We start from the raw sequence: 23,401 nt of genomic DNA, 5'->3' as shown, positions 1-23,401 counted from the left end.
ATCGTTGGAAATAATTCGACATGTTATAGTATAACAATAGAGTCTACGATGAATTTTCTGTCGTAGCCTTTTTTCAGTCATGTCGAGTACGGACGCTCCTTTATCTGCGGTATTTGTCATGCACAGACGTCAGCTTCTCAATCTGCTCTTGGCCAGCCCCTTTTTTGTTTTGCCGCTCACGGCCTACGCCACGCAGATTCGTAACGCGCGTTTATGGCGCTCAGATGACAAGCTGCGGTTGGTGTTCGACCTCAGCGGTCCGGTGCAGTACAAGACCTTCTCCCTGACGGCGCCGGAGCGCCTGATCATCGACCTGAGCGGCGCGGCGCTCAGTGGCGACTTTTCTCAACTGGAGTTGAAGAACACCGGAATCACCTCGATTCGCTCGGGGCATTTCGGCAAATCGGATACGCGCATCGTGCTCGATCTGGCCGCACCGATGCGGCTCACCAGCTTTGTGTTGCCGCCTCAGGAGGGTCAGGGGCATCGCCTGGTGCTCGATCTCACTGGCGCCACTCAGGCGCCACATCAGATCGCGGCTACCCCTGCGCCTTTGGTGGCGCCAGAGGGCAAGGCGCATCCGAAGCGCGACATCATGGTGGTGGTCGACCCCGGCCACGGCGGCAAAGACCCGGGCGCTATCGGCTCCAAGGGCCAGCGCGAAAAAGACGTGGTGTTGTCCATCGCCCAACTGCTGGCTAAGCGTTTGAAGCGCGAGAAGGGCTTTGACGTGAAACTGGTGCGCAACGACGATTTCTTCGTGCCGCTGCGCAAGCGCGTGGACATCGCCCGTCAGCACAAGGCCGATATGTTTATCTCGGTGCACGCCGATGCTGCGCCGCGGCTCACCGCTTCAGGGGCGTCGGTGTATGCGCTGTCGGAGGGCGGCGCGACCTCGGCCACCGCACGCTTTATGGCCCAGCGCGAAAACGGCGCGGACCTGTTGGGCGCTACCACGTTGCTCAATCTGAAGGATAAAGACCCGATGCTGGCCGGCGTGATTCTCGACATGTCGATGAACGCCACCATCGCCTCAAGCCTGCAACTGGGCAGTTCGGTGCTCGGGAGCCTGCAAAGCATTACCAGCCTGCATCAGAAACGTGTGGAACAGGCCGCGTTTGCAGTGCTCAAGTCACCGGATGTGCCCTCGATCCTGGTGGAGACGGGCTTTATCTCCAATGCCCGAGACGCCCAGCGCTTGGTGACGGCGCGTCATCAACAGGCGGTGGCGGATGGCTTGTTCGATGGCCTGAAAAACTACTTCCAGAAGAATCCGCCGATGAACAGCTACATGGCGTGGGTGCAGGAACAAAAGAATGGTCAGGCCTAACAGCCGGTAATGCGGCTGCAGGTGAACTTGGCGCTGGCCCCGCCGGAGCTGGAGAAGCGATTGATCGTGGTCCAACCCACGCGCCGCGTGTAGCCGACCCACGCCTCCCCATCTGACGCCAAACCAGTAAAAAACGTCAGTTGCCCATAACGGCTGTTGGTCTGTGCCCAATAGCGTTTGCCGACCACCTCGAAACCGCGCAAATACGTGGTTCTGCCCTCGGTCGACACACTGTAGGCGTTGCCCAGTGGGTCGACACAGGCCAGCAGGTTGGCGCTGCGCGTGCAGTTGGCCAGCAGGCTGGGCGCTTGGGCGCAGGCATTTCCTGCCGCTGCCAGTAACAGGGCGCAAAACAGGTATTTCATAAGGTTTCTCGGGGCAAGGATGCGTTCAAGCATTGCCCTCTTTGTCGAAGCGAGCAAGGGGGGATTGGCTTATTTGTATTGTTATACTATAACATTGAAAGACAGCCTGACCCGTGAACCTCTCCCCATGACTGAACAAGACCTGCTGACCCAACCGCCTGCCGACTACATGAATGAAGCCCAGCATGGCTTCTTCCGCGAACTGTTGTTGGCTCAGCGCACTGAACTGCAAGCGCGTATCGAAGGCGAATTCCTGGTGCTGCGCGAGCAGGAAACCAACAGCGACCCGGCTGACGTGGGCAGCGCCGAAGAGCAGCGCCAATGGCAACTGCGCCTGCTGGAACGGGAGAAGAAGCTGCTGGACAAGATCGACGACGCCCTCGAACTGCTGGCCCGTGGCGAATATGGCTGGTGCCGCGAAACCGGCGAACCCATCGGCCTGCAACGTCTTCTGCTACGTCCCACCGCCACCCTGTGTATCGAAGCCAAAGAACGTGAAGAGCTGCGCGAACGCCATAAACGGGCGATTTGACCGGCCAACCCTGATGAGGATTACCTGATGCCCAATCGTCTCCCCGTTACCGTGTTGTCCGGCTTTCTCGGCGCCGGTAAAAGCACATTGCTCAACTATGTCCTGCGCAACCGCGAAAATCTGCGCGTGGCGGTGATCGTCAACGACATGAGTGAAATCAACATCGACGGCAGCGAGGTGCAGCGTGACGTCACCCTCAACCGTTCCGAAGAAAAGCTGGTGGAGATGAGCAACGGCTGTATCTGCTGCACCTTGCGTGAAGACTTGCTTGAAGAAGTCGGAAAACTCGCCAAGGAAGGTCGGTTCGATTACTTGTTGATTGAATCCACCGGTATCTCCGAACCGCTGCCGGTGGCAGAAACCTTCACCTTTCGCGATGAAAACGACCGAAGCCTGGCCGATGTTGCGCGCCTGGATACCATGGTTACCGTGGTCGATGGCATGAACTTCCTGCTCGACTACCAGGCCGCCGAAAGCCTGGCTTCGCGGGGCGAAACCCTCGGGGAAGAAGACGAGCGTTCAATCACCGACCTGTTGATCGAGCAGATCGAATTCGCCGACGTCATCTTGATCAGCAAGATCGACCTGATCAGCAGCAGCGAACGCGAAGAGCTGATGGCTATCCTTGAGCGCCTCAATGCTCAGGCGGAAATCATCCCGATGGTCATGGGCGAGGTGCCGCTGCACAAGATCCTCAACACCGGCCGCTTTGACTTCGAGCGTGCGGCCCAAGCGCCAGGCTGGTTGCAGGAGCTGCGCGGTGAGCATGTACCGGAAACCGAAGAATATGGCATCGCGTCCATGGCCTATCGCGCACGCCGCCCGTTCCATCCGCAACGCTTCTTCGACTTTATCGATCGACCTTGGGTGAACGGCAAACTGCTGCGCTCAAAGGGCTTTTTCTGGCTGGCCAGCAAGCATCAGGACGCCGGTAGCTGGTCCCAGGCAGGCGGCCTGATGCGTCACGGGTTTGCCGGACGCTGGTGGCGTTTCGTACCGAAAAGCCAATGGCCACAAGACCAAGAAAGCGTCGCGGCGATTATGGGCAACTGGCAACTGAGCACCGGCGACTGCCGCCAGGAACTGGTGTTTATCGGGCAGAACATCGACTTCGCCCACATGCGCGTCGAGTTGGATGCGTGCTTGCTCACCGATGAAGAAATGGCCCTTGGCGTGGAAGGGTGGCGCCTTTTGGCTGATCCGTTTGGTCCCTGGTATGAAGAGGCAGCCTGATGCTGGCACCGGCTATCCCCCTGCGCCCCGTGATTCGCCAGACCTGCGGTGAAACCCCGCTGGTGCTGTCCGACATCCTCGAAGACGGCGTGAACCTGGCGCTATGGCAGCGCCAGTTGCCGCTGCATATCGCTGAGTTCGGCGCCTTGCTGGTGGCACTCAACGAGCCGTTGGCTGATTCGATAGTGATCGAACTCAACAGCGAAGACGCCAAGCCGAACTTGCGAGGATTGGCGTCCAGTTGCCGCGATCTTGAAGGTTATGAAGGCTTTGTCGCCGATGTGTCGTGGCTGGTCAGTGCTTTTGCCTGTCTGCTCGGCGCCAAGCGCATAGGCGTTCGTCTGCGATTGTTGGATAAAGCCATGTGCCCGCGTTTTCACGTCGATCATGTGCCGGTGCGGCTGATCACCACCTATGCAGGTATCGGCAGCCAGTGGTTGCGTGAAGGGGTAATGGACCGGCGCAAACTCAGCCAAGCGGACGCCGAGCCCAGCGAGCGCATTGAGCAGATTCAGTGCGGTGAAGTGGCACTGCTCAAGGGCACCAAATGGCATGGCAACGAAGGCCACGGCCTGATCCACCGCTCCCCCGCGCTGAAAGCGGATGAGCGCCGATTGATTCTGACGCTGGATTGGCTCGCGTAACCGCGTAGGATCAAACGCTCTACACGGTCCGAACGATGGCACTTATGCTACAGAACATTCCCACCCACGTGATTGCCGGGCCCCTGGGCGCTGGCAAGACCAGCATGATCAAGCACCTGCTCGCCCAACGCCCGGCCAACGAGCTCTGGGCGGTGCTGATTAATGAGTTTGGGCAGATCGGCCTGGATGCTGCGTTGCTGACCCAGGACGACGACGGCATTGCCTTGGGCGAGGTCGCCGGTGGCTGCCTGTGTTGTGTGAATGGCGCACCGTTCCAGGTAGGCCTGGGCCGGTTGCTGCGTAAGGCCAAGCCGGATCGGTTGTTTATCGAACCCTCGGGCCTGGGCCATCCTGCGCAGTTGCTCCAGCAGTTGCGCGAAGCGCCGTGGCAGACGGTGCTTGCGGTTCAGCCTTGTGTGCTGGTGCTGGATGCCCAAGCGCTGGCTGCGGGCAAACCCTTGCCGCCAGCGCAGCAGGAAGCGTTGGCCAGTGCCGGACTGTTGGTGTTGAACAAGGATGAGGGGCTGGATGCTGCGCAACGCGAGGCCGTCGAACGACAGCTACCCGACCGTGGCATTTATTGGACGCGGCAGGCGTACGTGCCGCTCGGCAAACTGCCAGGTTTGAATGCGCAGGCTGAAGAGGCTGTGGATAACGTCGAGGTGCCCAGGGGGCTGGCTCAATTGCCGGCTATCTGGAGCGATCCGGCATTGCCGATCTGCCTGAGCCAGGCCCAGGATGGCGGTTGGAGTATCGGTTGGCGCTGGCACCCGAGCCAGAAATTCGATTCCGAGCGTCTGCACCTGTGGCTGACATCGCTTGAGTGGCGCCGCGCCAAACTGGTTATCCACAGCCGTGATGGGTGGATATCGGCCAACGCTGTGGATAACAGCCCGCTCGCCTGGCACCCCAGCGAATGGCGCCGCGACTCACGTATCGAATTGATCTTCAGCACACCACAGGACATGGCTGCATTGCAGGCCGCGCTGACTGCCTGCCGTTACTGACGGTTTTTAGTCGCATGGTTCTGACGCCATTGGCTCAGCTCAATGACTTCAGCACTGGGCAGCGCTTCCTTGGCCTCGAACGGGTAGGGCGCCAGTTCGATCTGCGCGCTATGGGCGCCAAACTGCGTAATGGTCCCGCTGTGACGGGTCTCGCCCGTGACGGTGAACTCGAAATTATAGATACGCGCCAGACGCCGCCGGCCATTGGCGTCCTTCACAAAACCGATGCGTTTCAACGCTACGGCACCGTCGAGCAATTCGATATCGAGCTTGGCGCAATGCTGTTTCACCCGCGCGAGCGCCCGTTCGCGCAGGCCGTGGTTGTGCCAAACCCAGGCGGCGCCGGTCGCCAGCAGCATCAACACGAAGATGTTTCCCAGGGTCAGCATGCGAAAAACTCCAACAAAGTGAGAGCAGCTTAACTGTGTCGCTGGCCTGTCGTACAGGCTGTGTTTAGTCGCATACTGCGCGGCCAGAATTTCAATGGCTTTACGGAAATCCCCTGCATGAAACGCACACCTCATCTGCTTGCGATCCAGTCTCATGTGGTCTTTGGCCACGCCGGAAACAGCGCCGCCGTGTTCCCCATGCAGCGGGTCGGGGTGAACGTCTGGCCGCTTAACACTGTGCAGTTCTCCAACCACACCCAGTATGGCCAGTGGGCGGGCGAAGTGTTGGCGCCGCAGCAAATTCCGGCGTTGGTGGAAGGGATTGCCGCCATCGGTGAGTTGGGCAACTGTGATGCGGTGCTGTCCGGCTATCTGGGCAGCGCGGCCCAGGGCCGGGCGATTCTCACCGGTGTGGCGCGTATTAAAGCGATCAATCCCAAGGCCTTGTACCTGTGCGACCCGGTAATGGGTCATCCTGAAAAAGGCTGCATCGTGCCCCAGGAAGTCAGCGATTTCCTGCTCGATGAAGCCGTCGCCATGGCCGACTTCCTGTGCCCCAACCAACTGGAATTGGACAGCTTTGCCGGGCGCAAACCGCAGTCGCTGTTCGATTGTCTGGCTATGGCCAAGGCGTTGCTGGCTCGCGGGCCTAAAGCCGTGCTGGTCAAACACTTGGATTACCCGGGCAAGTTGCCGGATGGTTTCGAGATGCTGCTGGTGACCGCCGACGGCAGCTGGCACCTGCGTCGACCGCTGCTGGCGTTCCCGCGCCAACCGGTGGGCGTGGGCGACCTGACCTCGGGGTTGTTCCTGGCGCGGGTGTTGTTAGGCGACAGCCTGCTGGCCGCGTTTGAATTCACCGCAGCGGCCGTGCATGAAGTGCTGCTGGAAACCCAGGCTTGCGCCAGTTACGAGTTGGAGTTGGTGCGGGCCCAGGATCGCATTGCCCATCCACGTGTGCGCTTTGAAGCCACCCCGATCGGACTGTAAGTACACAAAACCCAATGTAGGAGGGGGCTTGCTCCCGATGGCGGTGTATCAGCTACCTAAGTAATGGCTGACCCACTGCAATCGGGGGCAAGCCCCCCACATTTTTGATCGGGTTTGCGGCTTGGCACTTACAGCGCGTCTGCCTTGATTTCCTGGTAGCGCTTCTCCAGCTCCTGGCGAATCTGCCGGCGTTGCTGGGCCTGCACGAACCGGCGCTTGTCTTCACTGTTATGGGGTTGCAGCGGTGGTACGGCAGCGGGTTTACGCTGGTCGTCCACGGCCACCATGGTGAAGAAGCAGCTGTTGGTATGACGCACCGAGCGCTCGCGGATGTTCTCGGTCACCACCTTGATGCCCACTTCCATCGACGTATTGCCGGTGTAGTTGACCGATGCAAGGAACGTCACCAATTCGCCGACATGGATCGGTTCGCGAAAAATTACCTGATCCACCGACAACGTCACCACATAGCGACCGGCATAACGGCTCGCACAGGCGTAGGCCACTTCGTCGAGGTACTTGAGCAGGGTGCCGCCGTGGACATTGCCTGAGAAGTTGGCCATGTCAGGGGTCATCAATACCGTCATCGACAGCTGGGCGTTTCCGGGTTCCATAACACACTCACGGGTTGTTGGCATTGGTTGGGGTGCACCTCTGCGGGTGCTGGAATCTTTGCAGCGCCATCCCTTACGGGACGCCGGTGGGCGGCTTGCCGTCACGCCTGCACCGATCTGTTTCCATATATTGCACCGGCTTTCTGCTGGAAGTCGCGGTGTTAACCTTCAAAAGCCCATGTCAGGGCATTTCTTACGATCAAGGCAGACTTTTCCTTCCGCACTTTGCGCATTTTCATGTGCGTGGGCGGAAGTGGGAAAAGCGCCAGTACCCTCAAGGAGCCCCTCGCCATGCACGCCATCAGCTTTATCCAGGACTTGGCCGTGATCATGCTGGTGGCAGGGGTGGTCACCATCCTGTTTCACCGCCTCAAGCAGCCGGTGGTGCTGGGTTACATCGTCGCCGGCTTCATCATCGGTCCCCACACCCCGCCGTTCGGTCTGATCCACGACGAAGACACCATCAAGACCCTCGCCGAGCTAGGGGTGATCTTCCTGATGTTCTGCCTGGGCCTGGAGTTCAGCCTGCGCAAGTTGTTCAAGGTGGGCGCGACGGCGTTTATCGCAGCCTTCCTGGAAATCATCCTGATGATCTGGATCGGCTACGAAATCGGCCGCTGGTTCGACTGGAACACCATGGACTCACTCTTCCTCGGCGCGATCCTGGCGATTTCCTCGACCACCATCATCGTCAAGGCCCTCAATGACCTGAAAATGAAGAACCAGCGTTTTGCCCAGCTGATTTTCGGCGTGTTGATCGTTGAAGATATCCTTGGCATCGGCATCATCGCCTTGCTGTCGAGCATCGCCGTCAGCGGCACCGTGAGCTCCGGCGAGGTGTTCTCCACCGTCGGCAAGCTCTCGCTGTTCATGATCGTCGCCTTGGTGATTGGCATCTTGCTGGTGCCGCGTCTGCTGGCTTACGTAGCTAAGTTCGAAAGCAATGAGATGCTGCTGATCACCGTATTGGGCCTGTGCTTCGGCTTTTGCCTGCTGGTGGTCAAGCTGGAATACAGCATGGTGCTGGGGGCTTTCCTGATCGGCGCGATCATGGCCGAGTCCAAGCAGTTGATTAAGATAGAACGCCTGATCGAGCCGGTTCGCGACATGTTCAGCGCCATCTTTTTTGTGGCGATTGGCTTGATGATTGACCCGCAGATCCTGCTGCAATATGCCTGGCCAATCGCGGTAATCACCGTGGCCGTGGTGCTGGGCAAGATGCTGTCCTGCGGCCTGGGCGCATTTATCGCCGGTAATGACGGCCGCACCTCACTGCGCGTGGGCATGGGGCTGTCACAGATTGGCGAGTTTTCCTTCATTATCGCCGCGCTGGGTATGACCTTGCAGGTAACCAGTGACTTCCTGTATCCGGTGGCGGTGGCGGTTTCGGCGATCACTACACTGCTCACGCCCTACCTGATTCGCGGTGCTGATCCCCTGTCGCTGAAGATTGCGGCAGTGATGCCCAAGCGCATGAGTCGGGTCTTCGGGATGTACGGCGAGTGGTTGCGCAGCATTCAGCCTCAGGGCGAGGGCGCGATGCTGGCGTCGATGATCCGCAAGATCATCCTGCAAGTAGGGGTGAACCTCGCGCTGGTGATCGCGATCTTCTTCGCTGGCAGCTTTTTTGCGGTGCGCATTGGTGGGTATCTGGAGGGTTGGATCAGTGATCCGAGCTGGCAGAAGGCGTTGATCTGGGGAGGGGCGTTGTTGTTGTCGCTGCCGTTCTTGATAGCGGCTTACCGCAAGCTCAAGGCGCTGTCGATGCTGCTGGCGGAAATGAGCGTGAAGCCGGAAATGGCCGGGCGACATACCCAGCGCGTGCGAAGGGTAATCTCGGAGCTGATCCCGATTCTGTCGTTGCTGGTGATCTTTCTGCTATTGGCAGCCTTGTCGGCCAGCATTTTGCCGACCAACAAGTTGCTGGTGCTGATTGCAGTAGTCGCGGCGGCGGTAGCGGCCGTTCTGTGGCGCTGGTTCATTCGCGTGCATACGCGGATGCAGGTGGCCTTGCTGGAGACTCTGGATAATCACAAGGACACGTCGGAGCACTAAGGTGCTGCGGTGCATTCGCTTGTGGCGAGCGAGCTTGCTCGCCACAAAAACCGGTCCGCCACGGGTGACAGGACTCAGCTTTCCAGCCAAACATCCCGCGCCCAGTGCCAAACCGATTCCCACGTCTCTTCAGTGACGAGTTCTTCTTCGCCGGACCACAACACCACGGTGCCGTCTTCTTCAACGCAGTAGTAGTCGTCGCCGTCCTGGCAGATCGGGATCATGCTGCGGTCAACGCCGGCATCCCAGGCGTTGGCTGCCACATCCGGCAGGTACGTGTGGGATTGCGGGTCGGTGACGGTCACCGGTTCCAGGCTGCCGTACACCACATCGCTGACGGTCAGCAGGAATTCACGGAAGACAAACGGGATGTCGATGAACAGTTGTTCTTCGATTTCCACCAGTTGATCTTCGTCAGGCAGTTCCAGAGGAACCGGGACCGGTTCGTTGGCTTCACGCAATTGTTCGATGATTTCTTCCACGGCCGGGATCCTCTTGCTAGATGGCGCGGTTTATAGGGGCGTTTTATACAGTAGCTCGCTATAAGTGCAACCGTGAAATAGAAAACCCCGGACATGAGACATGTCCGGGGTTTTTCGTTACGGCGTGCTCAAGCGCGTGGGTATCAGCCGTTTTGGCGAATACCGGCGACCAGCCATGGCTGGTTCTCGCCTTGAGGGCGTTCCATGTTCCAGCTTTCGCTGAACACTTCGCCCTGGTCGAAACGCGAGGTCTTCGACACACCGCTGAAGGTCAGGGTAGCGATGGTCTTGTCGGCGCGATCATCCACACCGTCCAACTGAACGCGCAGGTCGTCAATGTAGGTCGACTGGAACGCGTCGCCGATCTCGGCACGTTCGCGTTTGAGGAACTCCAGCAGTTGCGGGGTCACGAACTCGGCGATCTTGTCCATTTCGTTGGCGTCCCAGTGTTGCTGCAGGGACTGGAAGTGGCTGCGGGCCGCTTCGACGAAGCGCTCTTCATTGAACCAGGCCGGTGCGTTGATCACCGGACGGGCCGCAGCAGGCGCTGCCGAACCACCAAAGATCGAGCCCATGGCTGGTTTCTGCTCGAACACTTCACGCTGCATTGGCGCGCCGGCTGGAGCCAGGTGCTCCTGCTGCTTGCGGCGACGGGCGGCGATAAAGCGGAAGACCAGGAAGGCGATGACGGCCATGATCAGGATGTCGAAGATCTGCATGCCCTCGAAGCCGCCGCCCATGAACATGGAGGCGAGCAGGCCACCGGCCGCGATACCGGCCAGAGGGCCAAGCCAGCGTGAAGCACCGCCAGCCTTGGCTGCGGCGCCAGCAGCACCGGCTGCGCCTGCGGAAGCGGCAGCACCGCCTGCACCGGCGGATGGAGCCATTTGGCTGGTCTGGTGAGTCGGTGCCGCACCCGAGCTTTTGCCGCCACCGAAGCGTTTGGCGTTGGCGTCGAGGCTCATCGTCAGGCCGATGCACAACGCCATGGCGATGCTAAGAAAACGTTTCATAAAGGGAATTCCCATTTGTGGATTGCACGCGCGCCATGTTGCACAGGTGTAGTGGCAGTGGCTAGCGGCATAATGTTTCGGGCTTTTGCGTAAGACCGATTCCGAAGGATCTGTAGGACTGATTACTGATATTGGCCCGCGCTCGTTGAATACAAGGGCGGGCCAATAAGCTTCATGTAGGCAAATGTTTCAGACTGCTTCGAGCTTCGCGTAACCCATCATCAGCCATTTGCTGCCTTCGGCGAAGTTCACCTGCACTCGTGCCTGGGCGCCAGCGCCTTCGAAATTGAGGATCACGCCCTCACCGAAGACCGCATGCCTGACCTGCTGGCCCAAGCTGAACGGAGTTTCCGGAATCTCGGAACCGGCAAACATACTGCTGGAGTTCTGTTGCTGGCCGCCACCGAACGGGCGGCTGACGCTGTTGGAAAGGCGAACTTCCTGAATCAGGCCCTTCGGTACTTCACGTACGAAGCGCGACACCTTGTTGTAGGTCTCGCTGCCGTACAGGCGTCGGGTCTCGGCGTAGGTCATGACCAGGTTCTGCATCGCCCGAGTGATACCCACGTAGGCCAGGCGACGTTCTTCTTCAAGACGGCCGGGTTCTTCCAGGCTCATCTTGTGGGGGAACAGGCCTTCTTCCATGCCCACCAGGAACACGTACGGGAATTCCAGGCCCTTGGCGCTGTGCAAGGTCATCAGCTGGATGCTGTCTTCATGCTCATCGGCCTGGGTATCACCGGCTTCCAGCGAGGCGTGCCCGAGGAATGCGGCGAGTGGGGTCAGCTCTTCGTCTTCCTCGGTGTTTTCGAACGCGCGGGCGGCGCTGACCAGTTCCTCAAGGTTTTCTACTCGGGCCTGGCCTTTTTCGCCTTTTTCCGCTTCGTGATAGGCGATCAGTCCGGACTGCTCGATCACGGTCTGGGTCATCAAGTGCAGGGGCATTTCCAGGCACTTGGCGGCCAGATTCTCGATCAGCTCTACAAACACGCCCAGCGCACCCGCTGCCCGCCCGGTCAGGCCTTTGTTGGCGATCAGCAAGCGCATGGCTTCCCACATCGACACGTCGGCGTGGCGCGCGTGGTCGCGGATTGCTTCGACGGTTTTTTCGCCGATACCGCGGGCCGGGATATTGATCACTCGCTCCAGCGCCGCATCATTGCCGCGACCTTCCAGCAAGCGCAGGTAGGCCATGGCGTTCTTGATTTCCGCACGCTCGAAGAAGCGCTGACCGCCATAGATGCGGTACGGGATGCGTTCGCGCAGCAAGGCTTCTTCCAATACCCGCGATTGGGCGTTGGAGCGGTACAGAATCGCGATATCGCTACGTGCCAGGCCGGTTTTCAGGGCGCTTTCAATGGTTTCCACCACGTAGCGCGCTTCATCGTGCTCGTTGAAGGCTGCGTACAGATTGATCGCTTCGCCTTCGCCGCCGTCGGTCCACAGCTCTTTGCCCAGGCGTCCGGTATTGTTGGCGATCAAGGCGTTGGCGGCCTTGAGGATGCCAGCGGTAGAACGGTAGTTCTGCTCCAGACGGATAGTGACCGCGTCCGGGAAGTCTTCGGAATACTGGTAGATGTTCTCGATTTTCGCGCCACGCCAGCCGTAGATGGACTGGTCGTCGTCACCCACTACCATCAGGCTGTCGCCGCCCTTGGCCAGCAGGCGCAACCAGGCGTACTGCACGGCGTTGGTGTCCTGGAACTCATCCACCAGAATGTGGCGGAAGCGTTTCTGGTAATGGGCCAGCAAGCCGGGGTTGTCGCGCCACAGGTCGAGGGCGCGCAGCAGCAGTTCGGAGAAGTCGATCACGCCGGCACGTGCGCAAGCAGCCTCATAGGCTTCATAAATGCTGCGCATGGTGGCCAAGAAAAGATCGCCGCTGGCTTGAATATGTTGCGGGCGCAGGCCTTCGTCTTTCTGGCCGTTGATAAACCACTGCGCCTGGCGCACGGGCCAACGCTGTTCGTCGAGGCCGAGTTCGCGGATCACGCGCTTGACCAGGCGTTGCTGGTCGTCGCTGTCAAGGATCTGGAAGGTCTGGGCGAGGCCAGCTTCCTGCCAATGGGCCCGCAACAGGCGGTGCGCAAGGCCGTGGAAGGTGCCGACCCACATGCCGGCCGGGCTGATGCCCATCAACTGTTCGATGCGATGGCGCATCTCGGCAGCGGCCTTGTTGGTGAACGTCACCGACAGGATTGAGTGCGGAGACACGTTTTCGACCTGGATCAACCAGGCGATACGGTGCACCAGCACTCGGGTTTTACCGGAGCCAGCACCGGCCAGGACCAACTGACGGCCAACGGGGGCCGCTACGGCCTGGCGTTGGGCATCGTTGAGGGAGTTCAGCAAAAGAGAGAGATCATCGCGCATCGGCGCATTCTAGGGTGCTGGGGGGAGTCGGGCAAATCCCAATGCCGGGTGGTCGATGGAAAATATTCAACGTGATCCGGGCCGGCTCAATATTCTGCTCAGGGTGATGACCGGTCGGTCAATGCCCACAGCCCGCGCCGGGTCTCGCTGAAGCCGTCTGGCACCGAGCTTTGCGGCGTGTGACCACGCAGTTTTTATGACGTGGAGCAGTTTGGCCCAAGCGTTTGCTTGTGTATGCTCCGTCCACGTTTCGGGCTCACCATTATAAGAACACTGCCTATGACCCTCAGCACCGACCTGCCTGGCCCCTCGATGGCGCCTGCGCAGGTTATCCGTAAACACTACGCCACTGAGATGGCGGTCGAGCGCACTCGCCTGTTGTATCAAGGTTCGCTGCTGCCGACCCTATTAATGTTGGTGAACGGCCTGGTATGCGCCTGGCTGCTGTGGAACCCCAAACAATACCTGCTCGACAGCATCTGGCTGGTGTGGCTCCTCGCCCTGGTGGCCATGCGCGTGATCCAGGTGGCGGCGTTTGATTCGGCGATGCCAAGCCGACAGGCGCAGCCGGTGTGGCGGCGCATGTTCATGCTCGGTTCGGCGGTCAGTGGCCTGACGCTGGCCACTGCGGCCATCGCCCTGGCGCCGGTCAACAGCTTCATGCAGCAAGCCTGGGTGTTCGGCCTGATCGGCGCGGCGACATTATCGGCCAGCGTGGCCTACGCCGTGAGCCTGCCGGCGTTTCTATCCTTCGCTGTGCCGTGCCTGGTGCCGTCTATTGTCTACCTGTTATGGGATGGTAGCCCGCAGCAACAAGGTTGGGGTGTGCTCGGCCTGATCCTGCTGGTGTCGCTGAACCTGGTGGCCTGGCAGGTCAACCGCCTGATCCAGCGTGAACTCCTGCGGCGTTTCCAGAACCAGGCGCTGATCGAGCATCTCCAGCAGGCGCAGCAGCGCAGCGAACAGTTGAATCAGGATTTGGTGCGTGAAGTCGAGCAGCGCCGTCAGGTCGAGCAAGAGCTGCGCGAAGCCCAGATCGGCCTGCAGGACCGTGTGGCGCAACGTAGTCAGGAGTTGGATGTCGCCAGCCTGGCCCTGAATAAAAGTGAAGCGCGTCTGGCCATGGCGTTGCAAGCCAGCGAACTGGGCTTGTGGGACTGGAACCTGCAAACCGACGAAGTCCATCACACCCAGCTCAAAGAGCTGTTCGGCCTGGAGCCGGAGTACGTCACGGCCATGCTCGGCCACCTCAAACCGCGCCTGCACCCGGATGACTTACCGTTGCTCAAACGCGCGTTGGTGGAGCACCTCAAGGGGCGCACCGAGGATTACCAGGTGGAATACCGCGTGCGCCATGGCGATGGTCACTGGGTATGGATCGAAGACCGTGGCCGCGCGGTGGAGCGCGCTGCGAGCGGGCGAGTGATTCGAATGCTCGGTACGCGGCGCGACATCAGTGCCGGCAAGGCGCTCGAAGAACAACAGCGGCTGGCCTCGACGGTGTTCGAAGCCGCCAGCGAAGGCATCGTGATCCTCGACCCGGATTACGCGCTGATCGCAGTCAACCAGGCCTTCAGTCGCGTCACCGGCTTTGACATCGATGACATGCTTGGTCGCAACGTGGTGGAGCTACCCAGCAGCCGCGATGCCCGCCGTCACTTCCCGGTGATTCGCCAAGCTTTGCTCAGTCACGGCACCTGGCAGGGTGAACTGGTGGAAACACGCAAGAACGGCGAGCTTTACCCGCAGTGGCTGCAATTGAATGTTGTGCGTGATGTTCGTGGAAAAGTCAGTCACATCGTGGGCTTTTTCGCTGATCTGTCAGCGCGGCGCGAGTCCGAGGAGCGCATGCGCTACCTCACTCACTACGATGAATTGACCGGACTGGCCAACCGCTCGCTGTTCCGCGAACGGCTGCGCGAAGCCCACCAGCGCGTGCGCCAGGGCGGGCGCAGTCTGGCGTTGCTGCATATCAACCTGGACCGCTTCAAGCTGCTCAATGACAGCTTGGGCCATGAGGTGGCCGATCAGTTGCTGCAAAAGATGGCCCGCCGGTTGATCAACGCCTTGCCCGAAGCCGACACCATTGCACGCCTGTCCGGCGATGAGTTCGCTGTCTTGTTTGACGCCTACGGTAGCTTGTCGAGCCTGGCGCGGGTGGCCACGCGGCTGCTGGCCAAGCTGCGAGTGCCGGTGACGGTGGAGGGGCATGAGCTGGTGGTTAGCGCTTCGATGGGCGTGAGTTTGCTGCCGGACAATGCGCGTGAAATTTCCGAGCTGGTCAACCAATCGAATATGGCCATGCAACACGCCAAGCACCTGGGCGGCAACAACTTCCAGTTCTACACCGACAGCCTGCAAGGCAGCACCCTTGAGCGCCTGCAGTTGGAAAACCATCTGCGTAAAGCCATCGAGGAGCGCCAGCTTTCGGTGTTCTACCAGCCGAAACTGTGCCTGGCCACCGGTAGGCTCAATGCTGCTGAAGCGTTGGTGCGTTGGGAGCATCCACAATGGGGCATGGTGCCGCCCTGCGACTTTATCGGCCTGGCCGAAGAAACGGGCCTTATCGTGCCGCTGGGCGAATTCGTGTTGCGCGAGGCTTGCTGGCAAGCCTGTGAATGGCAGCGCCAGGGGTTGGCTTCGATTCGGGTGTCGGTGAATCTCTCGGTTCACCAATTGCGCCAGGGCAAGCTGGTCAGCCTGGTGCGCCAAGTATTGGAAGAAACCGGCCTGGACCCGCAATACCTGGAGCTGGAACTGACTGAGAGCCAACTGCTCGACAGCGTTGAACACATCATCGCTACTTTCCAGCAACTGCGTGACCTGGGGGTGAAGCTTGCCATCGATGACTTTGGCACGGGTTACTCGTCCCTCAGCTACCTCAAGCGCATCCCTGTGGACTACGTGAAAATCGACCAGACCTTTATCCGTGGGCTTGGACAGGGGCGCGAGGATGCGGCCATTACCCGAGCGATTATCGCCATGGCCCACGGCTTGGCGCTCAAGGTCGTGGCCGAAGGCGTGGAAGATCAGCAGCAGCTGGATTTCCTGCGGGCGGAGCGTTGCGACGAAGTGCAGGGGTATTTGATCAGCCGGCCGATGCAGGCTGACGGGTTGGCAGAATTGTTACGGAAAAATGCAGATTATCCTTAGCGACGCCAAGGGCGCCGGAGTGGCTACAAAGCTCCTGGCCTTTGAATATGAGGGTGGCAGGGCAATTAAGTGATGCGTCGGACGGGCAAAACGACAATTCTTGTAGTATAACTACAAGCTTGCTACATCCCCTGGCCCTGCCAATAACAAGAGTCCGTCCTTTGAACCTGTTGCAACATATCGCCCAGTCGCGCCACCTGTTACGCAAATCGGAACTCAAGGTTGCCGATCACGTGCTGCTTGACCCTGCGGCTGTGATGCACAGTTCCATGGCCGACTTGGCCCACAGCGTTGGCATCAGCGAGCCGACCATCGTGCGCTTCTGCCGCGCCATCGGTTGCTCCGGGTTCCAGGACCTGAAACTCAAATTGGCCCAAAGCCTGGCCGCCGGTGCCAGTTTTGGTCAGTTTGCAATCCATGAAGACGACTCCGTCGCCGATTACAGCCTCAAGATCTTTGACACCACCTTGCACACCCTCATGGAAGTGCGCGAGAAACTCGACCCGGTGGAGCTGCAAAAAGCCGTGACTGCCATGTCCCAGGCCCAGCGTGTGGAGTTCTACGGCTTCGGTGCGTCAGGCGCGGTGGCGGCAGATGCCCAGCACAAATTCTTCCGCCTGCTGCTGACAGCAGCGGCGTACAGCGACCCGCATATGCAGGCGATGTCGGCGGTGACTTTGAAGCCGACGGATGTGGCGATCTGTATTTCCCAGTCGGGCCGCTCCAAGGACCTGCTGATCACCGCCAATCTGGTGCGTGAAAGCGGCGCGTCGTTGATTACTCTGTGCCCGAGCCAGACGCCGTTGGCCGAACTGTCCACAGTCAACCTGGCGATCGACGTGCATGAAGACACCGAGATCTACACGCCTCTGACGTCACGCATCGCCCATCTGGTGGTAATCGATGTGTTGGCGATGGGCGTGGCCATGGCGCGCGGACCGAGCCTGGTCAACCACCTCAAGAGTGTGAAGCGCAGCTTGCGTAGCCTGCGGTTGTCGCCCAAGTCCGTCAAAGCCCTCGACGACTGATCCAGGGCCATACACGCTCAAAATGTGGGAGGGGGCTTGCTCCCGATAGCAGTGGGTCAGTCAAAGAGAAATCGGCTGATGTACCGTAATCGGGAGCAAGCCCCCTCCCACATTTGGATTGTTTACCTATTCGGAAGATTCATCGTCCTGTAACCCCCGCGCCGTTAAACCGTCATCGCTACGACCCATCCTGTACTCCCCGTACTCGCTTTGGGAGACACCAAATGGCCCGTCCCTACGAAGACAGCAACAGCACCGTAAAGACCCGTCGTCAGCAGGAAGACCAGCGTCGCATGGCGTTCCGTCGCGCAATTGAAGACCGTTGCCAGGAGCGCCAACTGCTCCAGAGCATCAGTGACTACCCAGAACTCCACTGGCAGGCACCCGCGGCTGCCCAGCGAAGCGTTCAGCCAGCGCGCTGATTTGCACCCGCTCGCTGCGGATAAAGCCCAGGAACGCATGGGCCACCGGTGACAGGCGCTTGGCCTTGGCCTGCACCAGGCACCAACTGCGGTACAGCGGCAGCTCTTCCACCGGCAGCTCCTTGAGCCCGCCGGTGGCCAGTTCCATATTCACCGCATGGCGCGTCAGCAAAGCCACGCCCAAGCCTGCGCACACGCATTCACGCTGCGCCTCGGCCGAAGCCACTTCCACCGTCTGGGTGAAGTGCACGCGCTTCTCCTTGAAATATTCCTCGCAGGCCAGTCGCGTGCCGGAGCCCGGTTCGCGCACCAATAGTGTGTAAGGCTCCAGGTCTTGCAGACGCAGTGGCCCCTGCAGACTCAATGGGTGATCGGGTGGAGCCACGGCAACAATCGGATTGTTGAGAAACGGCAGGAATTCCAACCCCATGTCTTGGGGCACCATGGACATAATCACGAGGTCGTCGCGGTTGTCGGAAAGACGCCGGATCACCTGGGCGCGGTTGACCACTGTCAGGTGCAGTTGTACTTCCGGATGCTGACGCTTGAACGCGGCAAACAGGTGCGGCACGAAATACTTGGCACTGGATTCAATCGCGAGCTTTAGCTGACCTTGCAATGAACCTTGCATGTCCGACAGCTGCATATCGAGGTTTTCCAGGCGCCCGAAGATGTCACGACTGGCCCGTTGCAGCGCCTCGGCGGCCTCGGTCATGTAGAGTTTTTTACCCACATAATCGAACAGCGGCTGGCCGATCAGCTCCTCCAGCTGACGAATTTGCAGGCTGACGGCCGGTTGTGTCAGAGACATTTCCTCGGCTGCACGGCTGTAAGAGCGTAAATCGCACACTTCATTGAAAATCTGCAATTGACGCAATGTCATACGCATCAATGACTTACGCATAATTCAAATACCCATCCCGGCCGTAATGCGGTGACTATAAGTCTTTACTTATACACAACCCAATAATTATTGATTTTTGTTAATCCCTGCTGGGGCTTAGTGTGTGTCTCGCGACTGTCATGAAACATTTAGTCACGCGCCGACCCAGCTCCAGGGGTCGAAGAACGCAGCAATCGGCTCAAGGGAATTTCCAAGTGATAAAAAAGATCCTGATCGCCAACCGTGGTGAGATTGCCGTACGAATCGTGCGTGCCTGCGCCGAGATGGGCATTCGCTCGGTCGCGGTCTATTCCGACGCCGACCGCCACGCGTTGCACGTTAAACGTGCCGACGAAGCTCACAGCATTGGTGCCGAGCCTTTGGCCGGTTATCTGAACCCGCGCAAGCTGGTGAACCTGGCCGTGGAAACCGGTTGTGATGCGCTGCACCCTGGCTATGGCTTCCTGTCGGAAAATGCCGAGTTGGCAGACATCTGTGCTGAGCGTGGGATCAAGTTCATCGGCCCGTCCGCTGAAGTGATCCGCCGCATGGGCGACAAGACCGAAGCGCGCCGCAGCATGATCAAAGCCGGCGTGCCGGTCACGCCAGGCACCGAAGGCAACGTCGCCGACATCGCCGAAGCCCTCACCGAAGGCGACCGCATTGGTTACCCGGTGATGCTCAAGGCCACCTCGGGTGGTGGCGGTCGCGGGATTCGTCGTTGCAACAGTCGCGAAGAACTTGAACAAGCCTTCCCCCGTGTCATCTCCGAAGCCACCAAGGCCTTTGGTTCGGCGGAAGTGTTCCTGGAAAAATGCATCGTCAATCCCAAGCACATTGAGGCGCAGATCCTCGGTGACAGCTTCGGCAACGTGGTGCACCTGTTCGAGCGCGATTGCTCGATCCAGCGTCGCAACCAGAAGCTGATCGAGATCGCCCCAAGCCCACAGCTGACCCCTGAACAGCGCGCCTACATCGGCGACCTGTCGGTGCGCGCGGCCAAGGCCGTGGGCTACGAGAACGCCGGTACCGTGGAGTTCCTGCTCGCCGAGGGCGAGGTGTACTTCATGGAAATGAACACCCGGGTTCAGGTGGAACACACCATCACCGAAGAAATCACCGGGATCGACATCGTTCGTGAGCAGATCCGCATCGCCTCGGGCCTGCCTCTGTCGGTGAAACAGGAAGACATCCAGCACCGTGGCTTCGCGTTGCAGTTCCGCATCAACGCGGAAGACCCGAAAAACAACTTCCTCCCAAGCTTCGGCAAGATCACTCGTTATTACGCGCCCGGCGGTCCCGGCGTGCGCACTGACACGGCTATCTATACCGGCTACACCATCCCGCCGTTCTACGACTCCATGTGCCTGAAACTGGTGGTGTGGGCGTTGACCTGGGAAGAAGCCATGGACCGCGGCCTGCGTGCCCTGGACGACATGCGCCTGCAAGGCGTGAAGACCACCGCCGCCTACTACCAGGAAATCCTGCGTAACCCGGAATTCCGTAGCGGCCAGTTCAACACCAGTTTTGTGGAAAGCCACCCTGAGCTGACCAACTACTCGATCAAGCGCAAACCCGAAGAGCTGGCCCTGGCCATCGCCGCCGCCATCGCCGCCCACGCAGGCCTGTGAGGAATACAACAATGACCAAGAAAATCTTCGTAACCGACACCATCCTGCGCGACGCCCACCAATCGTTGCTGGCGACCCGCATGCGTACCGACGACATGCTGCCGATCTGCGACAAGCTCGACAAAGTCGGCTACTGGTCCCTGGAAGTCTGGGGCGGCGCGACCTTCGACGCCTGCGTACGCTTTCTGAAAGAAGACCCGTGGGAGCGCCTGCGCAAACTGCGCGCCGCGTTGCCTAACACCCGCCTGCAAATGTTGCTGCGTGGTCAGAACCTGCTGGGCTACCGCCATTACAGCGACGATGTGGTGAAAGCCTTCGTCGCCAAGGCAGCAGTGAATGGCATCGATGTGTTCCGTATCTTCGATGCGATGAACGATGTGCGTAACCTGCGCGTGGCCATCGAAGCCGTAAAAGCCGCCGGCAAACATGCCCAAGGCACCATCGCTTACACCACGAGCCCGGTGCACACCATCGAGGCGTTCGTGGCGCAGGCCAAGCAACTGGAATCCATGGGTTGCGATTCGATCGCGATCAAGGACATGGCCGGCCTGCTGACCCCATACGCCACCGGCGAGCTGGTCAAGGCGCTGAAGGCCGAGCAGAACCTGCCGATCTTCATCCACTCCCATGACACCGCCGGCTTGGCCGCGATGTGCCAACTCAAGGCCATCGAAAACGGTGCCGACCATATCGACACGGCCATCTCCAGCTTCGCCTGGGGCACCAGCCACCCGGGTACCGAGTCGATGGTCGCCGCCCTTAAAGGCAGCGAATTCGATACCGGCCTCGACTTGGAACTGCTGCAAGAGATCGGTCTGTACTTCTACGCCGTGCGCAAGAAGTACCACCAGTTCGAAAGCGAATTCACCGCCGTCGACACCCGTGTGCAAGTCAACCAGGTACCGGGCGGGATGATTTCCAACCTGGCCAACCAGTTGAAAGAGCAGGGCGCCCTCAACCGTATGAGCGAAGTACTGGCCGAAATCCCGCGTGTGCGTGAAGACCTCGGCTTCCCGCCGCTGGTCACGCCAACGTCGCAGATCGTCGGCACTCAAGCGTTCTTCAACGTGCTGGCCGGTGAGCGCTACAAGACCATCACCAATGAGGTGAAGCTCTACCTGCAAGGCGGCTACGGCAAAGCGCCGGGCACTGTGAACGAGAAGTTGCGTCGCCAGGCCATCGGCAGCGAAGAAGTGATCGACGTGCGCCCAGCCGACCTGCTTAAGCCAGAGATGACCAAGCTGCGCGGAGAAATCGGCGCATTGGCCAAATCCGAAGAAGACGTGCTGACCTACGCCATGTTCCCGGACATCGGCCGCAAGTTCCTCGAAGAACGCGACGCCGGCACCTTGGCCCCGGAAGTGTTGTTACCCATCCCTGAAGCCGGCGGCGTAGCCCGGGCCGGTGGCGAAGGTGTGCCGACCGAGTTCGTCATCGACGTACACGGCGAAAGCTACCGCGTGGACATCACCGGTGTCGGCGTGAAAGCCGAAGGTAAGCGTCATTTCTACCTGTCCATCGACGGCATGCCGGAAGAAGTGGTGTTCGAGCCGCTCAACGAGTTTGTCGGCGGCGGCAGCAGCAAGCGCAAGCAGGCCAGCGAGCCGGGCCATGTCAGCACCGCAATGCCGGGCAATATCGTTGACGTGCTGGTCAAGGAAGGCGACGTGGTCAAGGCCGGTCAGGCGGTGTTGATTACCGAAGCCATGAAGATGGAAACCGAAGTGCAGGCACCGATTGCCGGCAAGGTAACCGCTGTCCATGTGGCCAAGGGCGACCGGGTGAACCCTGGCGAAATCTTGATTGAAGTCGAAGGCTGATACAGCCTTCGACACTAACGTTTAATCCTCGGGGGGCATGTGCCCCCTTTTTTTTCGCCTTTAAAACGCCATCGCCCACTGGCCCGTCAGACCCTGGTTGCGGCTGTTGCTGCCAAATTCCGCGGTGTAGGCCAGGCCGACGCTGTGTTCCGCCGACAGCGTCAGGTCCAGGCCGGTGCGCAGCGCGAGGCTGTTGCGGTCAAGAGACGTGCCGCCGATGGTGAACTCACTGTTGAAGTCCTCGCGTTTTTCATGGACGAAGGACTGGCGCACGCGGCTGTCGACATTGCCATACAGGTGTTTCCAACTGCTGCTCAGGTGCGGTTTGAGGATCATGCGGTTGCCCAGCGCGAAGTCTTGGGAGACACGCACGCCGAGGGTATTGCTGAGGTTTTGCTGGGTTTGTGTGCCAACGTTCAGCGCGCCGTAGCCGCCTTTTTCCTCGAAACGATCACGCTGGTAGCGCTGGAAACCGACGGCGGCATAGGGCTCGGCACGCCAGCCGGCAGCGTCCAACTGATAGCCCAACTCGGCAAAAGCGTTCTGGCTGTGGGCCTTGTATTTGCTGCTGAGCTGCTCACGATAGTCGAGCAAGCCTAGATCGACCGAGCGTTTATTCTGCCCGCGATGGCTGCTGTAAAGCGCACCGAGGCGCATCGAGAGCGGCCCGTCCTGACGTGCGGCGTAGGTGCCGAGGTGCCAGCTGTCCACTTCACCCTTGAAACCCTTGGTGCTCAAGTCGCTGCCGGACTTGCCGCCCACCACACCGATTCGCCACGCGTGGTCGATTGACCAGTCGGCGCCGAGCAGCACGCCTTGGGTGCTTTGGCTCAAGCCGGCGCTGCCGTGTTGGGCGTCGAGCCTGCCGCCGCTGTCCAGGCCCTGCAGCCAAACTCGGCCTGTCTCGCGGGTGTCCATATCTAACTGACGTACTGCCGAGAGCAGGCTGGCGTTCAACTGCTTCAGGGCGTTTTGCGTGGCGGTGCCCAGATTGGCGTTTTGGCTGCCGGCCAGTTGCTCAAGCGCGGCCCCGACCTGGCCGGGTGCAAGGCTGGACAGGTACTGGCCGTAATCGTCCAGCTCGTCCTTGGCCTGTTCGCTGATTTCGTCCGACGCGTACAGTTCATCCACGGCAGCGTCGAGCACGCGGGCGACGTTCAGGCCGTTGCGACTCGTCGCCCGATCCGCGAAGTAGAAGTCATCTGGCCCTGGGACGGCCGGTTCGAACTGTCGGCTTTCATCGGGCATGACAATCCAATCAAGCCATTCGCTGTCCGGCTCCATATCGCCCCGTGCCTGCGCGTCTTGAGTACTCGCGACACCCAGCGACAGCATGATCGCCAGTGCGAGTTGTTTGTGTATGAACGGCATGTAGGCCCACCTCTTGATATTTGAGGCGGGGAATTTAGCGATGCTCAGGCGGGATAAATGTCAGGC

The 23,401-nt window shown here is 59.9% G+C and carries 20 protein-coding genes; 12 read left to right on the top strand and 8 right to left on the bottom strand.

Translation table 11 applies throughout. From position 1 onward, the window contains the following. Positions 1-118 precede the first annotated feature (118 nt). The gene (locus ACEN2T_RS09380) at positions 119-1,330 is read left to right on the top strand and encodes an N-acetylmuramoyl-L-alanine amidase (protein ID WP_442116594.1); all 1,212 of its coding nucleotides are present in this window, start codon (positions 119-121) and stop codon (positions 1,328-1,330) included. Here the strand turns inward: ACEN2T_RS09380 and ACEN2T_RS09375 are convergent. Continuing rightward, positions 1,327-1,695 carry a glutamine synthetase gene (locus ACEN2T_RS09375; protein WP_442116593.1) on the bottom strand — a complete coding sequence of 123 codons (369 nt, stop codon included), beginning with the start codon at positions 1,693-1,695 and terminating at the stop codon, positions 1,327-1,329. The genes ACEN2T_RS09380 and ACEN2T_RS09375 overlap by 4 nt on opposite strands. Before the next feature lie 127 nt (positions 1,696-1,822). Between ACEN2T_RS09375 and dksA the strand changes: the two genes are divergently transcribed. Genes dksA through ACEN2T_RS09355 form a run of 4 tightly spaced genes read left to right on the top strand, consistent with a single transcriptional unit; the run spans position 1,823 to position 5,111 of the window. After that, positions 1,823-2,227 carry an RNA polymerase-binding protein DksA gene (gene dksA / locus ACEN2T_RS09370; RefSeq protein ID WP_032884492.1) on the top strand — a complete coding sequence of 135 codons (405 nt, stop codon included), beginning with the start codon at positions 1,823-1,825 and terminating at the stop codon, positions 2,225-2,227. Positions 2,228-2,254: 27 nt separating this feature from the next. After that, positions 2,255-3,460 carry a zinc metallochaperone GTPase ZigA gene (gene zigA, locus ACEN2T_RS09365; RefSeq protein WP_032884491.1) on the top strand — a complete coding sequence of 402 codons (1,206 nt, stop codon included), beginning with the start codon at positions 2,255-2,257 and terminating at the stop codon, positions 3,458-3,460. Next, positions 3,460-4,104, top strand: a complete 645-nt coding sequence (locus ACEN2T_RS09360; protein WP_442116592.1) for a DUF1826 domain-containing protein — start codon at positions 3,460-3,462, stop codon at positions 4,102-4,104. The genes zigA and ACEN2T_RS09360 overlap by 1 nt, the downstream gene beginning before the upstream one ends. A gap of 44 nt (positions 4,105-4,148) precedes the next feature. Further along, positions 4,149-5,111, top strand: a complete 963-nt coding sequence (locus ACEN2T_RS09355; protein ID WP_442116621.1) for a CobW family GTP-binding protein — start codon at positions 4,149-4,151, stop codon at positions 5,109-5,111. Here the strand turns inward: ACEN2T_RS09355 and ACEN2T_RS09350 are convergent. After that, a complete protein-coding gene (locus tag ACEN2T_RS09350) occupies positions 5,105-5,500 on the bottom strand; it encodes a DUF3301 domain-containing protein (protein ID WP_032884488.1) in 396 nt (131 codons plus the stop codon). The genes ACEN2T_RS09355 and ACEN2T_RS09350 overlap by 7 nt on opposite strands. Before the next feature lie 117 nt (positions 5,501-5,617). On the opposite strand from ACEN2T_RS09350, the gene pdxY reads away from it, so the two are divergent. Beyond that, positions 5,618-6,490 carry a pyridoxal kinase PdxY gene (gene pdxY, locus ACEN2T_RS09345; protein ID WP_032884487.1) on the top strand — a complete coding sequence of 291 codons (873 nt, stop codon included), beginning with the start codon at positions 5,618-5,620 and terminating at the stop codon, positions 6,488-6,490. A gap of 128 nt (positions 6,491-6,618) precedes the next feature. Here the strand turns inward: pdxY and ACEN2T_RS09340 are convergent, their stop codons facing one another. Continuing rightward, positions 6,619-7,104, bottom strand: a complete 486-nt coding sequence (locus ACEN2T_RS09340) for an acyl-CoA thioesterase (RefSeq protein WP_003177014.1) — start codon at positions 7,102-7,104, stop codon at positions 6,619-6,621. Between the two features lie 291 nt (positions 7,105-7,395). Here ACEN2T_RS09340 and ACEN2T_RS09335 point away from each other — a divergent pair, with 291 nt between their 5' ends. Continuing rightward, positions 7,396-9,159, top strand: a complete 1,764-nt coding sequence (locus tag ACEN2T_RS09335; RefSeq protein WP_032884486.1) for a cation:proton antiporter — start codon at positions 7,396-7,398, stop codon at positions 9,157-9,159. Positions 9,160-9,233: 74 nt separating this feature from the next. On the opposite strand, the gene ACEN2T_RS09330 is transcribed toward ACEN2T_RS09335, so the two are convergent. The 3 genes from ACEN2T_RS09330 to uvrD all read right to left on the bottom strand — a co-directional run bounded on the left by ACEN2T_RS09330 (position 9,234) and on the right by uvrD (position 13,027). After that, positions 9,234-9,641, bottom strand: coding sequence for an SMI1/KNR4 family protein (locus tag ACEN2T_RS09330; protein WP_017739032.1), 408 nt, complete (start codon positions 9,639-9,641; stop codon positions 9,234-9,236). 143 nt (positions 9,642-9,784) lie between these two features. Continuing rightward, entirely contained in the window at positions 9,785-10,654 is an 870-nt protein-coding gene (locus tag ACEN2T_RS09325) for a Tim44 domain-containing protein (protein ID WP_032884485.1), read from the bottom strand. Positions 10,655-10,843: 189 nt separating this feature from the next. Further along, positions 10,844-13,027, bottom strand: coding sequence for a DNA helicase II (gene uvrD / locus ACEN2T_RS09320; protein WP_442116591.1), 2,184 nt, complete (start codon positions 13,025-13,027; stop codon positions 10,844-10,846). Positions 13,028-13,306: 279 nt separating this feature from the next. On the opposite strand from uvrD, the gene ACEN2T_RS09315 reads away from it, so the two are divergent. The 3 genes from ACEN2T_RS09315 (at position 13,307) to ACEN2T_RS09305 (ending at position 17,630) form a co-directional block, all read left to right on the top strand. Next, positions 13,307-16,180, top strand: a complete 2,874-nt coding sequence (locus ACEN2T_RS09315) for an EAL domain-containing protein (RefSeq protein WP_122763996.1) — start codon at positions 13,307-13,309, stop codon at positions 16,178-16,180. Between the two features lie 161 nt (positions 16,181-16,341). Then, positions 16,342-17,208: a transcriptional regulator HexR gene (gene hexR, locus ACEN2T_RS09310; RefSeq protein ID WP_003177007.1), complete on the top strand. Its 867-nt coding sequence runs from the start codon at positions 16,342-16,344 to the stop codon at positions 17,206-17,208. 224 nt (positions 17,209-17,432) lie between these two features. Next, on the top strand, positions 17,433-17,630 hold the full coding sequence (locus ACEN2T_RS09305) for a PA3496 family putative envelope integrity protein (protein WP_081797576.1): 198 nt from the start codon (positions 17,433-17,435) through the stop codon (positions 17,628-17,630). Here ACEN2T_RS09305 and ACEN2T_RS09300 read toward each other — a convergent pair. Then, positions 17,560-18,534 carry a LysR family transcriptional regulator gene (locus ACEN2T_RS09300; RefSeq protein WP_032884482.1) on the bottom strand — a complete coding sequence of 325 codons (975 nt, stop codon included), beginning with the start codon at positions 18,532-18,534 and terminating at the stop codon, positions 17,560-17,562. The genes ACEN2T_RS09305 and ACEN2T_RS09300 overlap by 71 nt on opposite strands. A 194-nt stretch (positions 18,535-18,728) precedes the next feature. On the opposite strand from ACEN2T_RS09300, the gene ACEN2T_RS09295 reads away from it, so the two are divergent. Continuing rightward, positions 18,729-20,144 (top strand): acetyl-CoA carboxylase biotin carboxylase subunit, encoded by a 1,416-nt coding sequence (locus ACEN2T_RS09295; RefSeq protein ID WP_003213442.1) that lies wholly within the window; start codon positions 18,729-18,731, stop codon positions 20,142-20,144. A gap of 11 nt (positions 20,145-20,155) precedes the next feature. Further along, the gene (gene oadA, locus ACEN2T_RS09290; RefSeq protein ID WP_442116590.1) at positions 20,156-21,964 is read left to right on the top strand and encodes a sodium-extruding oxaloacetate decarboxylase subunit alpha; all 1,809 of its coding nucleotides are present in this window, start codon (positions 20,156-20,158) and stop codon (positions 21,962-21,964) included. Positions 21,965-22,024: 60 nt separating this feature from the next. On the opposite strand, the gene ACEN2T_RS09285 is transcribed toward oadA, so the two are convergent. Then, entirely contained in the window at positions 22,025-23,335 is a 1,311-nt protein-coding gene (locus ACEN2T_RS09285; protein ID WP_442116589.1) for an autotransporter outer membrane beta-barrel domain-containing protein, read from the bottom strand. Between the last annotated feature and the right edge of the window lie 66 nt (positions 23,336-23,401).

It is taken from the genome of Pseudomonas sp. W22_MBD1_FP4 (assembly GCF_052113765.1).
GTDB classification, from domain to species: Bacteria; Pseudomonadota; Gammaproteobacteria; order Pseudomonadales; family Pseudomonadaceae; genus Aquipseudomonas; species Aquipseudomonas sivasensis.
The sequence above is the reverse complement of the archived record's forward strand: the minus strand, read 5'-3'. Positions and strand labels throughout refer to the sequence as shown.

What these genes read in the sequence shown, in the direction of transcription:
- ACEN2T_RS09315 (WP_122763996.1), top strand. Translation starts at nt 13,307, where the DNA reads ATGACCCTCAGCACCGACCTGCCTGGCCCCTCGATGGCGCCTGCGCAG.
- ACEN2T_RS09355 (WP_442116621.1), top strand. Translation starts at nt 4,149, where the DNA reads ATGCTACAGAACATTCCCACCCACGTGATTGCCGGGCCCCTGGGCGCT.
- ACEN2T_RS09325 (WP_032884485.1), bottom strand. Translation starts at nt 10,654, where the DNA reads ATGAAACGTTTTCTTAGCATCGCCATGGCGTTGTGCATCGGCCTGACG.
- ACEN2T_RS09285 (WP_442116589.1), bottom strand. Translation starts at nt 23,335, where the DNA reads ATGCCGTTCATACACAAACAACTCGCACTGGCGATCATGCTGTCGCTG.
- zigA (WP_032884491.1), top strand. Translation starts at nt 2,255, where the DNA reads ATGCCCAATCGTCTCCCCGTTACCGTGTTGTCCGGCTTTCTCGGCGCC.
- ACEN2T_RS09335 (WP_032884486.1), top strand. Translation starts at nt 7,396, where the DNA reads ATGCACGCCATCAGCTTTATCCAGGACTTGGCCGTGATCATGCTGGTG.
- dksA (WP_032884492.1), top strand. Translation starts at nt 1,823, where the DNA reads ATGACTGAACAAGACCTGCTGACCCAACCGCCTGCCGACTACATGAAT.
- ACEN2T_RS09340 (WP_003177014.1), bottom strand. Translation starts at nt 7,104, where the DNA reads ATGGAACCCGGAAACGCCCAGCTGTCGATGACGGTATTGATGACCCCT.
- uvrD (WP_442116591.1), bottom strand. Translation starts at nt 13,027, where the DNA reads ATGCGCGATGATCTCTCTCTTTTGCTGAACTCCCTCAACGATGCCCAA.
- pdxY (WP_032884487.1), top strand. Translation starts at nt 5,618, where the DNA reads ATGAAACGCACACCTCATCTGCTTGCGATCCAGTCTCATGTGGTCTTT.
- ACEN2T_RS09350 (WP_032884488.1), bottom strand. Translation starts at nt 5,500, where the DNA reads ATGCTGACCCTGGGAAACATCTTCGTGTTGATGCTGCTGGCGACCGGC.
- ACEN2T_RS09380 (WP_442116594.1), top strand. Translation starts at nt 119, where the DNA reads ATGCACAGACGTCAGCTTCTCAATCTGCTCTTGGCCAGCCCCTTTTTT.
- ACEN2T_RS09300 (WP_032884482.1), bottom strand. Translation starts at nt 18,534, where the DNA reads ATGCGTAAGTCATTGATGCGTATGACATTGCGTCAATTGCAGATTTTC.
- ACEN2T_RS09305 (WP_081797576.1), top strand. Translation starts at nt 17,433, where the DNA reads ATGGCCCGTCCCTACGAAGACAGCAACAGCACCGTAAAGACCCGTCGT.
- oadA (WP_442116590.1), top strand. Translation starts at nt 20,156, where the DNA reads ATGACCAAGAAAATCTTCGTAACCGACACCATCCTGCGCGACGCCCAC.
- ACEN2T_RS09375 (WP_442116593.1), bottom strand. Translation starts at nt 1,695, where the DNA reads ATGAAATACCTGTTTTGCGCCCTGTTACTGGCAGCGGCAGGAAATGCC.
- ACEN2T_RS09360 (WP_442116592.1), top strand. Translation starts at nt 3,460, where the DNA reads ATGCTGGCACCGGCTATCCCCCTGCGCCCCGTGATTCGCCAGACCTGC.